16 protein-coding genes are annotated in these 14,316 nt (G+C 47.2%); all 16 read left to right on the forward strand.

Going from position 1 to position 14,316, the window contains the following annotated elements:
* The first annotated feature begins 27 nt into the window (after positions 1-27).
* The 16 genes from JNUCC21_RS06735 to JNUCC21_RS06810 all read left to right on the forward strand — a co-directional run bounded on the left by JNUCC21_RS06735 (position 28) and on the right by JNUCC21_RS06810 (position 14,298).
* Positions 28-180 (forward strand): hypothetical protein, encoded by a 153-nt coding sequence (locus JNUCC21_RS06735; protein WP_015239684.1) that lies wholly within the window; start codon positions 28-30, stop codon positions 178-180.
* Positions 168-5,456: a transglycosylase SLT domain-containing protein gene (locus tag JNUCC21_RS06740; protein ID WP_369878690.1), complete on the forward strand. Its 5,289-nt coding sequence runs from the start codon at positions 168-170 to the stop codon at positions 5,454-5,456. Before JNUCC21_RS06735 ends, JNUCC21_RS06740 begins: the two co-directional genes overlap by 13 nt.
* Positions 5,449-6,108 carry a LysM peptidoglycan-binding domain-containing protein gene (locus tag JNUCC21_RS06745; protein WP_025284610.1) on the forward strand — a complete coding sequence of 220 codons (660 nt, stop codon included), beginning with the start codon at positions 5,449-5,451 and terminating at the stop codon, positions 6,106-6,108. Before JNUCC21_RS06740 ends, JNUCC21_RS06745 begins: the two co-directional genes overlap by 8 nt.
* A 13-nt stretch (positions 6,109-6,121) precedes the next feature.
* Positions 6,122-7,099 carry a hypothetical protein gene (locus tag JNUCC21_RS06750; RefSeq protein ID WP_015239687.1) on the forward strand — a complete coding sequence of 326 codons (978 nt, stop codon included), beginning with the start codon at positions 6,122-6,124 and terminating at the stop codon, positions 7,097-7,099.
* Positions 7,099-7,365, forward strand: coding sequence for a DUF2577 family protein (locus JNUCC21_RS06755; protein ID WP_007610818.1), 267 nt, complete (start codon positions 7,099-7,101; stop codon positions 7,363-7,365). The genes JNUCC21_RS06750 and JNUCC21_RS06755 overlap by 1 nt, the downstream gene beginning before the upstream one ends.
* Positions 7,366-7,468: 103 nt before the next feature.
* Positions 7,469-7,894: a DUF2634 domain-containing protein gene (locus JNUCC21_RS06760; protein ID WP_369878691.1), complete on the forward strand. Its 426-nt coding sequence runs from the start codon at positions 7,469-7,471 to the stop codon at positions 7,892-7,894.
* The gene (locus JNUCC21_RS06765; protein ID WP_052827322.1) at positions 7,887-8,933 is read left to right on the forward strand and encodes a baseplate J/gp47 family protein; all 1,047 of its coding nucleotides are present in this window, start codon (positions 7,887-7,889) and stop codon (positions 8,931-8,933) included. The genes JNUCC21_RS06760 and JNUCC21_RS06765 overlap by 8 nt, the downstream gene beginning before the upstream one ends.
* Positions 8,917-9,495, forward strand: coding sequence for a YmfQ family protein (locus JNUCC21_RS06770; RefSeq protein ID WP_015239689.1), 579 nt, complete (start codon positions 8,917-8,919; stop codon positions 9,493-9,495). Before JNUCC21_RS06765 ends, JNUCC21_RS06770 begins: the two co-directional genes overlap by 17 nt.
* Entirely contained in the window at positions 9,492-9,764 is a 273-nt protein-coding gene (locus JNUCC21_RS06775) for a hypothetical protein (RefSeq protein ID WP_015239690.1), read from the forward strand. Before JNUCC21_RS06770 ends, JNUCC21_RS06775 begins: the two co-directional genes overlap by 4 nt.
* 2 nt (positions 9,765-9,766) lie before the next feature.
* Positions 9,767-11,356 carry a hypothetical protein gene (locus JNUCC21_RS06780; protein ID WP_015239691.1) on the forward strand — a complete coding sequence of 530 codons (1,590 nt, stop codon included), beginning with the start codon at positions 9,767-9,769 and terminating at the stop codon, positions 11,354-11,356.
* 12 nt (positions 11,357-11,368) lie between these two features.
* Positions 11,369-11,794 carry a hypothetical protein gene (locus JNUCC21_RS06785; RefSeq protein ID WP_326161497.1) on the forward strand — a complete coding sequence of 142 codons (426 nt, stop codon included), beginning with the start codon at positions 11,369-11,371 and terminating at the stop codon, positions 11,792-11,794.
* 4 nt (positions 11,795-11,798) lie between these two features.
* A complete protein-coding gene (locus tag JNUCC21_RS06790; protein ID WP_007610833.1) occupies positions 11,799-11,996 on the forward strand; it encodes an XkdX family protein in 198 nt (65 codons plus the stop codon).
* A gap of 56 nt (positions 11,997-12,052) precedes the next feature.
* A complete protein-coding gene (locus JNUCC21_RS06795; RefSeq protein WP_043021265.1) occupies positions 12,053-12,814 on the forward strand; it encodes a hypothetical protein in 762 nt (253 codons plus the stop codon).
* Between the two features lie 51 nt (positions 12,815-12,865).
* A complete protein-coding gene (locus tag JNUCC21_RS06800; RefSeq protein WP_003154815.1) occupies positions 12,866-13,129 on the forward strand; it encodes a hemolysin XhlA family protein in 264 nt (87 codons plus the stop codon).
* 13 nt (positions 13,130-13,142) lie between these two features.
* Entirely contained in the window at positions 13,143-13,406 is a 264-nt protein-coding gene (locus JNUCC21_RS06805) for a phage holin (protein ID WP_003154813.1), read from the forward strand.
* A 13-nt stretch (positions 13,407-13,419) separates the two neighbouring features.
* Complete coding sequence (locus JNUCC21_RS06810; protein WP_064107867.1) at positions 13,420-14,298, forward strand: N-acetylmuramoyl-L-alanine amidase; 879 nt, start codon at positions 13,420-13,422, stop codon at positions 14,296-14,298.
* The last annotated feature ends 18 nt before the right edge of the window (positions 14,299-14,316 follow it).

Consider the following 14,316-nt stretch of genomic DNA (forward strand, 5'->3'; position numbering starts at 1 on the left):
AAGGAAGCCGTGTATCTCTATTACGCGATGCATGAGCTTCATTATTCTCCATCAGAACTGAAAGAGTTATATGAAGCACCGAGACATTTTAAGGCGCTGTTGTACGGTTTAATCGGTTACAAGCTGGACATTCTTGAAAAACAAGCGAAGAAAGGGGGAGCGACATCATGGCAAAGCTGACCGCCCGTTTTGAATTGGAAGATCGGGTTTCAAAGAAAATAAGGAAAATCCAAAATGGCTTCAGAGCGCTTGAGAAATACAGGAAAATGACAAAACGCCAAAGTGAAATTGATATACGCAAAGAGAGTAAATCAGTTTTAAGAACAATTGACCGCATTCAGCGCTCTATGAAAAGAAAGCTGGGCGCACAAATGATCTCTATTTCAGCTGAAGACGGAGCCAGTGCCGTCATTCAAAAGGTGCAAGCCCAATTAGCGGGTCTGCCTGCGTCTTTAACCATTAAAATAGGAGCAAAAGACAGCGCGACAGCGGCATTTGAGAGATTGCGGGATCTGGCTGCCGGTTTTAAAGGATTTACCGTTTCACTTTATGCGTCAGACGAAGTGACCCCTGCCATGGAACGTATCAAACGCTATATGCAATCTGCGTTAAAGAACGGGTACTCTGTCACTATACGCGTCATAGATCACGTCATGAAAACAGTCGGCCGAATTTCAGCGGGCATTGATTCGCTGACGGGAAAAAACAATGTTATTCAATTATCGTTAAACGAAAAGGTGACAGCACAGCTGGCTGCAATGCAAAAGAATATGCCGGACGTCGGAAAAGCTTCTGCATCTGCTGCTCCTGCTTCGCCGAAAAACGATTTTTCAATGCTTGACTCCATTGCAGACACCTTCATGAAAAAAGTCAATGACATCGCATCCAAATTTTATCCGGAAACAATCATAGCGGAACTGGATAAATTCGCTGCAAGCTTTATGAAGAAAGCGGACGAAATCGCAAGCAAATTCAGCCCGGAGACGATTTTAGCAGAATTGGACAAGTTCACGACATCATTCATGGGGAAAGTGGACGAGATCGCAAGCAAATTCAGCCCGGCAACGATATTAGCCGAATTGGACAAGTTCACGACATCATTCATGGGGAAAGTAGACGAAATCGCAAGCAAATTCAGCCCGGAGACGATTTTAGCCGAACTGGACAAGTTCACGAGCTCATTCATGGGAAAAGTGGACGAGATCGCGAGCAAATTCAGCCCGGAGACGATTTTAGCAGAGTTGGACAAGTTCACGAGCTCATTCATGGGAAAAGTAGACGAAATCGCGAGCAAATTCAGCCCGGCAACGATTTTGGCAGAGCTGGATAAGTTTACAACATCATTCATGGGAAAAGTAGACGAAATCGCGAGCAAATTCAGCCCGGAGACGATTTTAGCAGAGTTGGACAAGTTCACGAGCTCATTCATGGGAAAAGTAGACGAAATCGCGAGCAAATTCAGCCCGGCAACGATTTTGGCAGAGCTGGATAAGTTTACAACATCATTCATGGGAAAAGTAGACGAAATCGCGAGCAAATTCAGCCCGGAGACGATTTTAGCAGAATTGGACAAGTTCACGAGCTCATTCATGGGAAAAGTAGACGAAATCGCGAGCAAATTCAGCCCGCAAACGATATTAGCCGAACTCGATAAGTTCACGAGCTCATTCATGGGGAAAGTAGACGAAATCGCGAGCAAATTCAGCCCGGCAACGATATTAGCCGAACTGGACAAGTTCACGAGCTCATTCATGGGGAAAGTAGACGAAATCGCGAGTAAGTTCAGCCCTGAGACGATTTTAGCAGAGCTGGACAAGTTCACGACCTCATTCATGGGAAAAGTAGACGAAATCGCGAGCAAGTTCAGCCCTGAGGCGATATTATCAGAACTGGATAAATTCGCTGATTCGTTTATGAAAAAAGTAGACGGGGTCGTGAGTAAATTCAGTCCGGAAGCCATATTGAAAGAACTGGATAAATTCACTGATTCATTTATGAAAAAGATAGATGACGTTGTCAGTAAATTCAGTCCGGAGACCATATTGAAAGAGCTGGATCATTTTACTGATTCGTTTATGAAGAAAGTCGACGACGTTGTCGGCAAATTCAGTCCTGATAAGCTAATCGACCGCGCCGAACAATTTGTAAATGACACGATTGACCGAATTTCTGAGAAATTCGATTTTCTCAATCCGGATAAGATTTTGGAAAAAGTGGAGCAGTTTACATCCTCACTGTTCGGAGGCATTGATAAAAAGTTCGGCAAATTCAGTCCTGATGCGATCATCGAAAAAGCCGAGGCATTTGTTGATAAAATTGTCAGCAAGATTGCCAAGAAATTTGAGAAATTCAGCCCGGACAAAATCATCGAAAAAGCCGGGGAATTAATAGAAAAAATATTTTCAGGAATCGCTGAAAAATTAGGCAAACTCAATATCGGCGGATTATTAGGAGGCGGCACGAAAAAAGAAAAGAGTAAGGGCGGCCTTACTGCCGGCGGCTCCAACGGCCCGAAGCGTCCTGATCTGGCAAAGGGTTCACAGCGCACGGTAACAGCGCCAAAATCTTCAGGAAAGTCAGCCAAAAAAAACGGCGGGGCTTTTGGGGGATGCTGCTGCTGTACCGGAGTGACGAGGGGCAAAAGCAGTAAAGTCGAAGAGCGGAATAAATCTTCAAAACGAGGTTCATCCGCAAAGGGAAGCAAACAGGCATCCGTAAACACGCCAAAAACAAAAGGGGCAGGTAAAGGCATCGGCGCGCTTTTGAAAGGCTTGGGAGATTCAAAGGCGCTAAAAGGCGGTATGAAAGGGTTAAAAGGTGCCGCTAAAGGAATTCCCGGCATAGGTGAATTGTTATCACTCACTGATTTAGCCGGCATCAATAAAGATAATGCAGGAGAGAAGGTCGGCTCAGCAGGCGGCGGTCTTGCCGGAGCCGCGGCCGGAGCGGCAATAGGAAGCGTTGTTCCCGGAGTAGGCACGCTAATCGGCGGCGCGGTAGGCGGCATCGCCGGCAGTTTGGGCGGTTCCAGCTTGGGAGAGGCCTTTGATTCAGGGGCTTTGAAAGACACTTGGAATGATATTTCCAAAGCGGCGCAAAGTGCTTGGACAACAATACAAGATACTTGGGGAAGCGTTTCATCCTGGTTCATGGAAAATGTATGGACGCCGGTTTCATCAGCTGTCGTCGGAGTGGCGACAAGCATCTGGTCAAATATCGTGAATGCGTGGACGACGATTCAAGGGATTTTCAGCACGGTGTCATCCTGGTTCATGGAAAATGTATGGACGCCGGTTTCATCGGCTGTCGTCGGAGTGGCGACAAGCATCTGGTCAAATATCGTGAATGCGTGGGCGACGATTCAAGGTGTCTTCAGCACAGTATCCGGCTGGTTTATGAGCACGGTGTGGGGGCCCGTAAAATCGGCTGTCGTCGGAGTGGCGACGTCCATTTGGAGTAAAATCACAGGAGCTTGGGATAAAATTAAATCCGTTTTCAGTACGGTTTCCGGCTGGTTCATGGATACTGTCTGGAATCCGGTGAAAGACATGGTGAAAAATGTCGGTAAAGGAATATCAGATGCTTTCCAGACTGCTTTAGATACGGTAAAGGATATATGGAAAGGGTTAAGCGGCTGGTTTGAGAAACATATAAAAGAACCTCTTGTAAAAGTGGGAACGGCCATATCAGATGCTTTTTCTGCAGCATTCGACTGGGTGAAAAAGATTTGGGATAAAACCGGCGGCAAAATGATTTCAGGCATAATGAACTTTGTCACAGGAGGCGGCGGAGATAAAAAGAAAAAACCGGACAAAAATGCCACGGGCGGCTACATTACAAAGCCGACCATTTCCTGGATCGGTGAAGCCGGTAAAGAATTTGTCATCCCCGTCGACAACAATCGCGGACGCGGAAAGATGCTGCTTTCACAAGCTGCGTCTAAGCTCGGCATGCGTGTTGTCGATGATATGGGCGCGGCTTCGGCTCAGTCTTCTGCTGTTCCGGCGGGAGCGGGCGGTGTTTCTTCTTCTGCATCTGTATCGGCCGCAGCGTCTGTAGAGGCATCCGGACTTGGCGGGACGGCTTCATCACTCGGCAAACAGTTTACTGAAGGCTTTGACAGCGGAATCAGCAAAAAAGCGGTGGATATGGACGGCTGGAAGGAAAAAAACATCGGAACGCCGTTCAATGCCCTCATTTCGTCTTCATCCGGTTACGGAAAGCAAGTCGTTGCGGGCTATGCCAAAGGTCAGAATACTTCGCCGACGGGCACCGATTCATTTTTAAAAACAAAGGTGAAAACACCTTATCAATCGGCGGTTAATCAATCGTCATCATGGGGCGCCGCAACGGTGAAAGGATATTCGGCCGGACAGAATGCAAAAGATACGGGAACGTCGCAATACGTAAGCACACATATCAATAAACCGTTTGTGCAATCAAGAGATTCCGCGAACGGCTGGGGGTCAGGCCTGATCGGACACTTCGTATCAGGGATGACTGCAAAAGGAAGCGAAGTCAAACAGGCGGCCAAAGATATGGCCAAAAAAGTCGAGGACGCATTCAGGGAAGAGCTTGATATTCACTCTCCTTCCCGTGTCATGATGAGCCTCGGGCGCTTTGCTTCAGTCGGCGTCGTCAAAGGGCTCAGCTCAGTTGACGTGAAAAAATACGCCGAAAAACAGGCAGGCTCGCTTGCAGCAGCCTTTTCCGGCATGGGTGCAGCGGGAGGAAGCGTCAAAGAGTGGCTTTTGGCCGCAATGAAAGCAACCAATACGCCGATCAGCTGGCTTCCGGGATTAATGACGATCGCACAGCATGAGTCAGGCGGCAACCCTAATTCCATTAATCTATGGGACAGCAACGCCAAAGCCGGACACCCGTCACAGGGGCTTATGCAGACGATTCCAAGCACCTTTGAAGATCACAAAGCACCGGGTATGAATGATATCAGAAATCCAATTCACAACGCCGCTGCCGCTATCGGCTATATTAAAAGCCGATACGGCTCGATCAGCAATGTCCCCGGGATTAAAAGTATGGCTCATGGAGGCCCTTACGTCGGTTATGCCAATGGGGGTCTGATTACCAAGGAGCAGATCGCCCGTGTCGGCGAAGGGAACAAACGGGAGTGGATCATCCCTGAAGAGCGGGGCATCCGCGGCCGTTATCTGCTGCAACAAGCCGCTCAAGCGCTCGGCATGGAAGTGTCCGATCCGTCCCAGACGGAACCGGCGGCGCTTTCAGCCGGCACGGTTTCCGCAGCCGTTAAAGGCGGCGGACAAACCGTTCAAAAAACGGGAACAAAAGAAATTAAAATCGAATTCAGCGGCGATCAGCATTTCCATAACGGACAGGACGCCGACAGCCTCGCCGCCAAAATCAAACAGGCGCTGATTGATGAACTGCAAAAAGACATTTATACCGGAGCAAAGGGGGCCGTTGCTTTTGACTAAATCTGTTTACGAATTTTGGCTGTCTCAGGGGAAGGACAAGCTCCGGCTTCCCGTTCTCCCTGAAGCGATTGATATCGCAAACAGCGTGCAGAATGATTCCGTGAAAGTCACCGGACTTGGAGAGGTGACGTTTATCGAAGAACCGGGAGCGAAAGAAATTTCGTTCTCTTCTTTTTTTCCGAAACGGTACAGCCCGATTGCCGAATATCAAAGCATCCCTTCGCCGGAAAAAGCCATTTCAGCCATTGAAGCATGGATGAAAGCGAAAAAACCCGTTCAGTTTTTGATTACAGGGACAAAAATCAATGTCACATGCAGCATTGAAAGCTTTAATTACAGCGAAGGTGACAATGAAATCGGTGACCGGAATTTTGATATCGTACTGAAAGAATATAAAACCGCTTCGCCAAGAAAAATCAAACAAAAGAAAAAAACGAAAGCGAAGCGCCCGTCCAAAGCCTCACCCAAAACATATACCGTCAAAAAAGGGGATACGCTTTGGGACATCGCCGGCAAATTTTACGGAAACCATACGGAGTGGCGGAAAATCTGGAACGCGAATAAAACCGCCATGATTAAGCGCAGCAAACGGAATATCCGGCAGCCGGGGCATTGGATCTTCCCGGGGCAGAAGCTGAAGATACCGCAATGAAACGGGTGAAAAGATGATTGAACTATTTGTCATAAAAGAAACGGAGTGGCTCGAGCTTGTCACAGAAAGCGTCACGCTGGAAGGGCACAGATATCAGGCGCCCCGCTCCATCGAAGCGACGATTGTCGTAAAGCAGGGCAGCCAGACGTATTACGGTGTATCGGAGGGGGATACGGTTTTGTTCAAATGGAACGGAAAAGAACTGTTCCGCGGCGTTGTTTTTGCAAGAACGCCCGATGAGCATACCGTCGCCTTCACCGCATACGATATGCTCCAATATCTTGTGAAAAACCAGGACGTTTACGTGTTTTCCAACAAGCGCGCCGATCAAATATTGAAAAGGATCGCCAGCGATTTTCAAATTCCCGTCACATCCATTGCCAACACAGGCCATACCATTAAATCACTCGTTTTTAAAAATGATACAAGTCTTTACGATATGATGCTAAAAGCGTTAAAGCAGACAAAAAGCCAGACGGGGCGCAATTATCAGCTCTATTCAGAAAAAGGCAGGCTCGGCTTGCGTGAATGGCCGGAGCCGTCTGACATATGGGTGCTGGAAACAGGAGTTAATATCACAGGGTATCAATACAGCACCTCAATTGATGACACCGCAACCCGTGTCGTCATGCGGCTGCAAAAAGACAATAAAACGATAAAGGCTTCCGCGTCAGACAGCGCGGGCATGAAAACATTCGGCGTTTTGCAGTATACCGAAACGGTTTCTGACGACATTAACGAAGCCCAGCTGAAACAGCGCGCAAAAGTGAAGCAGGCTGAGAAAAAAGGCGTTAAGAAAGAGCTGAAAAATATACAGGCGATCGGTATTCCCGGGTTGGAAAGCGGATTGCCTGTCTATATCTCAATTCCGGAAATCGGGCTGAAGAAAACCTATTATGTAGATACGGACCGCCATGAATTCCAAGGAACAAAACATACCATGACGATTGACGTTACGGAGAAAAATTCACTTCCGGAGGGGACATCCTGATGAGATTAAGTGATGCCATTAAACATTTAGCCGTCGGAGCGGTTGACGCCGAAGCGCCGGTGGAGCTGATGCCGGCCGAAGTGACCTCCGTTTCGCCGCTCGAGCTGAAACTGAAAGATCACGACAAACTTTTGATTCCGTCTGATGCACTCATTGTGCCGAAGCGGCTGAGATCCGGAGAAGATGATCAGCTCCAGGCGGGAGATCGGGTGATGACCGCCGCCTTAACAGGAGGACAGTCTTTCTTTGTACTGGACAAAATTTAACCGGCATCCGGACGGAGATGTACGAGAATATCAGCCTATTAAAGCCGCTTCATCTGCCGAAGAGGGCTTTTTTACATGAACAAATCTAAAAGGAGCGGGTGCAATGGCCCTGACACCGGAAATCGAATTTGAAGATTTGGAGGATCCGAGTGAGGCCGTTGAGACTTCACAAACCTACCGAATTGATTTTGAAAACAACCGAATTACCAATGAACTGATAAACGGACTGGACGCAATCAGACAATTCGTCTATATCGCTCTTCACACAGAACGGTATTCATATTCGGTTTTCAGCCATGATATCGGAAATGAACTGCAGGAAGTGCTTTCAGATCAGAACACGACGGATGCTTATAAAAAAATGGAGATTCCAAGACTGATAGAAGAAGCCTTGCTGTATGATGACCGTATTTTGGCCGTTACCAATTTTGAGATTGAGAAAAAAGATGATGCCTTCATCGTCTTTTTTACCGTTGAAACTGATGAGGGCATGCTTGAGATAGAGGAGGTGCTGGGTGAGGATGTTTGAAGCTCAGACGTTTGACGACATTATGGACAGAATGCTGGCGCGCGTTACGGCGGATATTGATATGAGAGAAGGCAGCGTCATTTACAATGCGCTCGCGCCTGCGGCCGCTGAGCTCGCAAAGTCTTATATTTGGCTGGATACCGTGCTGGAGCTCGTGTTCTCCGATACGGCTCAGGGAGAATTTCTGGACAGGCGTGCTGCTGAAGCGGGAATTGAACGAACACCTGCCACAAAAGCGGTCAGAGCAGGAGAATTCACAGCGGGCATCACCATTCCGCCAGGCTCCCGTTTCTTCGTTGATAACCTGTATTTTCAATATACGGGGGATGGAACGCTTGAATGTGAAACAGCCGGTGAAGCGGGCAATGCCGGCATTTCAGGGCAGAACCTGCTGCCGCTTGATACGATACCCGGGCTTGAGAAAGCAGTCGTGCGCGATATATTAATTCCCGGCCGTGAGGAAGAAGACGACAACAGCTTAAGGGCGCGCTATTTTACCCGTGTCCGCCGGGAAGCAGTCAGCGCAAATAAACAGCACTATAAACAATGGGCCGAAGAGGTTGACGGCGTCGGCAGGGCGAAAATCTTTCCGCTTTGGAACGGAGCCGGAACGGTGAAGGTTGTCATCACAAATGCGAATTTGGAACCGGCATCAGATATTCTGATCAAAAAAGTAAAGGATTATATTGATCCGGACGAAGGGCAGGGAGAAGGACAGGCGCCGATCGGAGCGGCAGTAACGGTGGAAAGCGCCGTATGGAAGGAAATCGAAATCTCCGCTTCCGTGCTGCCTGAGCTGAACAGCTCGATCGATGACGTGAAAGCGGAGATTGAAAAAGGCGTCCTGAATTTATTTAAGAAAATGGCTTTTGAAGAAAACACCGTCCGTTTATCACAAATTAACAACATCGTTTATAACTCGGCATCCGTCAGTGACTACGCCGATATCAAAATGAACGGTGCGGCGGAAAACCTCGTGCTCAGTGACGTGGAAATTCCTAAACTCAAAGAGGTGACAATCCTTGAGCAGACTCGATGAGATGACGGCGTACCTCCCGCCGTTTTTAACCCGATTAAAGGAGATGGCACAACTGCTTGAGGCGGAAGCTCCCGAGTTTGAGCGGCAGAATAACGATATTTTCGATTTGACAGATCAGCTCTTTATCACGACGGCGACGTGGGGGCTTGAACGCTGGGAAAAAATATTAAAAATACCGCGGGAATCAGGTGACACGGAGGATATGAGACGGCTCAGGCTGATTTCAAAGATGTCGAATATTCCGCCCATCACACATCAAGCGATCGAGCAGGCGCTAAACCGTTTTTTAAAACATCCGTCAGCTTACGTTCGGATGTTTCCGGGGCAGTATCGTTTTTATGCCGATATCGGGCTTGATGACCTGCAGCACATGAACGAGCTGATTGAAACGCTTGAAAAAATCAAACCTGCTCATTTGGCGTATACACTGAGAGCCGCATTAAACGAAACACTGGAAATCAAAGACCGGGTCATTCTCAACAATCGGAGATACCGAAAAGTCAGTGAACTGAAGGTCGGTTATTCCGTCACACTCAACAATAACGAGGTGGTCTTACCATGATATCAGCCGCTTACAGACAGCGTGCCGCAGCCGATCTGAAAAACAGGATCACAAAAGTGCTGTTAAACGGAAAAGAAACTCCGATTGCGGACATTTCCGTAAAAGATGCCGCAGTCACCGTTCTCACTCGCAGGGAAGAAGACATCAAACACATTGAAACCGTGCAGATGCTTGACGAAACAGGAAGCGTCATCACAGAACGAAAAACAAATTTAGATCTCAGCAATAACAGAACGCTTGATTTAAGATTTACCTTTGAGGTGGTGTAACGATGGCTTACGAAGAAAAAACAGACTGGCTTCCGGACGATCCGATTAATGAAGATGACGTCAACCGCTGGGAAAAAGGCATAAAAGACGCCCACACGGATCTGGCGGCCCATAAAAACGACATGAACAACCCGCACAAAACGACAAAGGCGCAAATCGGCCTCGGAAACGTGGACAATGTCCAGCAGGCAGCAAAAAAAGATTTTGATCAGCACAATCAAGATCTGGACCGGCATGTGACGAAGGAAGAGCGCCAGAAGTGGAATGACGGGCAGTTAACAAAGCTGACGGATGATTCAGGTAAATATTTAATAAGTATACAAGATGGCTTGGATTTTCATCAAATTGTAGACCAGCTTAATCAATCTTTTTTCTTTTACACAAATAACACGGGAGTTCATACTCCTCCGCTTTCCACCAGAGGCTTATATATCGGATTCAAGTCTTATGGTGAGGCTCTGGCAATGGATTATGAAGGAGGCACATGGAGAAAAACCCTTAAAGCTTCCGGCTGGACTGATTGGGTTCAGTTAGAAACTTCGGAAGGCGCCCAAAAAAAAGTCGATGCCCACACAAATCAGACTGATATCCATGTAACGAAAGCTGAGAAGGATACATGGAATGCAGGGCAGCTGTTTAAAATCACCACTGATAACGGCACGCAAAAAATCAATTTAACTTCCGGCTCGTTTTATGACTCGTTAAAAGATGTAGGTTCTGTAACTTTTTACGGAACCAATGCAGTAACAGACAACCCGTCAAATACGAGTCTGCGAGGTATGCAGTTAGTGGGGCAGCCGGGAATAGGTAATGGTTATGCTGTAGACGTGAAGGGTAATGCATGGTGGTTTTATTATAACACTAATCAAACAGCAATCAATTGGTATCCAATTGAATCCATAGCTGGAGCGCAGTCAAAGGTCGATGCACATGCGATAGATTCATCAATTCATATAAGTCCTATCGAAAGAGACAAATGGAACGGCGGCCAGTTGGCGAAGTTGACAAAGGATGATGGGAGACGGACACGATTAGAAAACGGATCAGACATACTGGCGCTGAGCTCGGGGTTTTATTGTGGAATGGGTGCTCAGCTGAAAAACAATCCGGTTGAAAATGATAATTCCTGGTTTAACTATGATGTGGTTGAGGGGGAGTCAGGGAGGAAGTCGATTTTAGCTTGGAGAAGTTACGATAACAATGTATGGATTGCAACTGTTCATACAGACGGTGTTTTTAAGGGGTGGAAACGTCTATTTACTGAAGAGGATTTTAATAAAATAACTTGGTATGATTTAACGCTAATTAATGGACATAAGGTTGGCGGAAGAAAACCTCAGTATGCAGTGTGGGGCAACCAAGTATTCACCCGTGGTGAAGTGGTTCCTCCAGACTTCGATAGTGTTTTTGCTGTACTCCCTGCTGAAGCTCATCCTTCAACACAGAAAGCAATGGCTGCCACTTTCTTTGGAACAACGGGGGTAACAAAATATTATGCCGAACCAACGGGTGAACTGAGATTTAGCGGAAAATTCGCTAAAATAGAGGAAAATATTACAGGGATTTCAATAGATAATAATTTCACTTTGTAATGAGGGATGAATATGCAAGTCTTTTTGTATGATGAGAATTTTTATTTTCAAAGGCCTGAAATCTTAGACAGTACATCAAGTATAATGCCGCAAAACTCAACATCCATAAAACCTCCGGACGGCTTATGGAGACCGCAGTTTGATGAAGTAAATAAAATTTGGAACGAATCTGCTGATCAAGAATATAAGGAAAATCAAAAAAACAAGTATCAGGATGTGGTGGAGCCGGATCCCATTTTGGAACAGTTGAAAGAAATCGGACAGCAACTGGCAGATGAAAAACTAGCGAGAAAACAAGCAGAACAAGCTCAAAATGCTTTGGGTGTACAATTGTCTGCCGAAGTGGTAGCAAGGGAGAAAACAGAGGTGTTGAATAAAGCTTTAGGTGAACAATTAGCGTCTTTAAAACTGGAATTCTTAAACGTAAAAGGAGAATGAAAAAATGAAGAGACTTAACTTTTGGGTTTACGCTTTGTTTTATAAGTGGGCCTCAATAGAAATGGTCAAACAAGCTATGGGCTATGATGACTGCTCTGCCGAAGATCTGGCTGAAGGTGTGGCCGCGAAGTATATCACGCCTGAGGAATTTCAAGAAATAACGGGTGAAACATACGAAAATTATAAAAATGCTGTGTCATAAGCCAAACGGCTTTTTTTATTTGTCATTTTTAATAAATGAGAAAAGGAGGACGGCCGATGAAAAAGCATTCATTTGAATTTCCCGCCGATCAACTTGGCAGACCCGGCGCCGTAAAAGCTTACCGCGGTAACAAAAACGATTATGTCACACCTGTTGCTGATTTGTCCGGAATGGCAGAGCTTCTTACCAATACGCCGCTAGAAGCGATTGAAGTTTACAGCCAATTCGGACAAGACCGTTTAGGAGCCGTCTTAATAGACAGAGCACAGGGGTGGGCTTATTCGGACCGCAGCGGAACTCTTTTTATTGAAGAGAGCGAGGATAACAATTCGTGGACAGCTTCACATTTTGTCGCAGTCAAAGGCGGAGTGCTGACCGCTTCGGGGTGGGTCTTCCTGACAAAACGATATTACCGGTTCCGTTTTGAAAACGGAAATCAAAAGCAGTCCGAATTTGTTTTATACCAATCTGTCGGTACGGGCGGTGATATGGCGTTTTCATATACAGACGTGATTTTTCATGAAAATGCAGCAGAGGCGGGCGAGGGAAGCATCTTCTCGGCGGGCGCTTGGAAAAAACTTCTCGTCGAAATCACCGGCACGGCTGAGTCGGGCCATGTCGCGTTTTGGGGGAGATCCATCTCAGGAAAAAACGTGCCGATCAGAGGAATCAGGTCTGATGACGGGACATCAGCCGCCGGTACGTCAGGCACAGAAGAAGTGTGGTCATTTGATATTGCCGGCTTTAAGGAAATCGTCATGGAAATCCAGAGCATTTCCGGCGGGAGCCTTTCTGTCAAAGGCACGGCATTTTCGTAAGAATGAAGCTTCCGAAGGGAGGTGAGAACAATGTAAGAGGGGGGAGCGGAAGTGCTTCTGGATGAACAAGCGGTGCAAAAAGAATTCGCAGGCATCAAAGGTGAACAAAAGGTGCTTGAACAGCGGGTAGCCGCATTAGAGCGGGTATCCGACCGGCAGGATCAGCAAATCATGACGCTGAATGAAAAACTGAACAAAATTGACGAAAACACAACATGGATTAAGCGGACCATTACAGGAGCGATCGTGACAGCAATCTGCACGGGCGTCATTGGCGGAGCCATCGCCATCATGTACAATCTGCTGCAAAAGTAAGGGGGAAACCAATATGAAATTCGCGGACAAAGGCACGGTCGTCAGGACGGTGCTTCTTTTGCTTGCTTTATTGAATCAAACTTTGCTGATGTTCGGCAAATCGCCGCTGAATATTCAGGAGGACCAGGTCAGCCAGCTTGCAGATACGCTGTATGCCGCCGGGTCGGCCGTTTTTACAATCATAACGACTGCCGCCGCCTGGTTTAAAAACAATTACGTTACAGCAAAAGGGAAAAAACAGCAGGCTTTATTAAAAATAAACAATTTATCGAAATAGGAGAGATGAGAATATGGTAAAGATCACACAGGATTTTATCCCGGCAGGAAACAATAACCGCCCAGGCTATGCAATGACACCGATTTACATTACGGTGCACAATACAGCCAATACTGCAGTCGGAGCTAACGCCAAAAGTCACGCAAGCTATGTGAAAAATCCCGATACACCGACAAGCTGGCATTTCACAGTCGATGATACGGAAATTTATCAGCATCTTCCGCTGAACGAAAACGGCTGGCATGCCGGTGACGGAAACGGGGACGGCAACCGTAAATCCATTGGTATTGAAATTTGTGAAAACGCAGACGGCAACTTTTCACAGGCCGTGGCAAACGCCCAATGGCTCATCCGCACATTAATGACCTCGCACGGCATCCCGCTTGCAAATGTCGTTGCGCACAAGCATTGGTCAGGAAAGCTTTGTCCGAGAAGACTGTTGGATACATGGGATGAGTTTAAAGCGGGAATCGGTTCTGGGGAAAGACAGACGTATACCGTCCAAAAAGGAGATACGCTGTCGGCGATCGCGCGGAAATTCGGCGTCAGCGTGGCCGACCTGCAGAAATGGAATAACATCGCTGACCCGAACCTGATTAAAGTCGGACAAGTACTGATCGTCAGCCCGCCGGTTGAAGCACTGTATTCTCTTCCGGACGAGATGATTCAGCTGACAGAGCCGTACACGTCCGGCGAAAAGGTATACCAGGTGCAAAACGCGCTCGCCGCGCTTTACTTCTATCCTGAAAAAGGAGCTGTCAATAACGGCATTGACGGTATCTACGGTCCGAAAACCGCAGATGCCGTGGCCCGCTTCCAATCTGTAAACGGACTGACGTCTGACGGCGTCTACGGCCCCGCTGTAAAAGCGAAAATTCTGATGCAGCTTTAACAAAAAAGGCTGAGTCCC

The sequence above is a fragment of the Bacillus sp. JNUCC-21 genome (genome assembly GCF_041222765.1).
Taxonomy (GTDB): domain Bacteria; phylum Bacillota; class Bacilli; order Bacillales; family Bacillaceae; genus Bacillus; species Bacillus velezensis.

Bases quoted from the DNA above. Each gene is read 5' to 3' on its own strand.
- JNUCC21_RS06765 (WP_052827322.1), top strand. From the start codon at position 7,887: ATGTTTGAAGCTCAGACGTTTGACGACATTATGGACAGAATGCTGGCG.
- JNUCC21_RS06790 (WP_007610833.1), top strand. From the start codon at position 11,799: ATGAAGAGACTTAACTTTTGGGTTTACGCTTTGTTTTATAAGTGGGCC.
- JNUCC21_RS06785 (WP_326161497.1), top strand. From the start codon at position 11,369: ATGCAAGTCTTTTTGTATGATGAGAATTTTTATTTTCAAAGGCCTGAA.
- JNUCC21_RS06735 (WP_015239684.1), top strand. From the start codon at position 28: ATGCATGAGCTTCATTATTCTCCATCAGAACTGAAAGAGTTATATGAA.
- JNUCC21_RS06810 (WP_064107867.1), top strand. From the start codon at position 13,420: ATGGTAAAGATCACACAGGATTTTATCCCGGCAGGAAACAATAACCGC.
- JNUCC21_RS06780 (WP_015239691.1), top strand. From the start codon at position 9,767: ATGGCTTACGAAGAAAAAACAGACTGGCTTCCGGACGATCCGATTAAT.
- JNUCC21_RS06795 (WP_043021265.1), top strand. From the start codon at position 12,053: ATGAAAAAGCATTCATTTGAATTTCCCGCCGATCAACTTGGCAGACCC.
- JNUCC21_RS06755 (WP_007610818.1), top strand. From the start codon at position 7,099: ATGAGATTAAGTGATGCCATTAAACATTTAGCCGTCGGAGCGGTTGAC.
- JNUCC21_RS06775 (WP_015239690.1), top strand. From the start codon at position 9,492: ATGATATCAGCCGCTTACAGACAGCGTGCCGCAGCCGATCTGAAAAAC.
- JNUCC21_RS06740 (WP_369878690.1), top strand. From the start codon at position 168: ATGGCAAAGCTGACCGCCCGTTTTGAATTGGAAGATCGGGTTTCAAAG.
- JNUCC21_RS06760 (WP_369878691.1), top strand. From the start codon at position 7,469: ATGGCCCTGACACCGGAAATCGAATTTGAAGATTTGGAGGATCCGAGT.
- JNUCC21_RS06750 (WP_015239687.1), top strand. From the start codon at position 6,122: ATGATTGAACTATTTGTCATAAAAGAAACGGAGTGGCTCGAGCTTGTC.
- JNUCC21_RS06805 (WP_003154813.1), top strand. From the start codon at position 13,143: ATGAAATTCGCGGACAAAGGCACGGTCGTCAGGACGGTGCTTCTTTTG.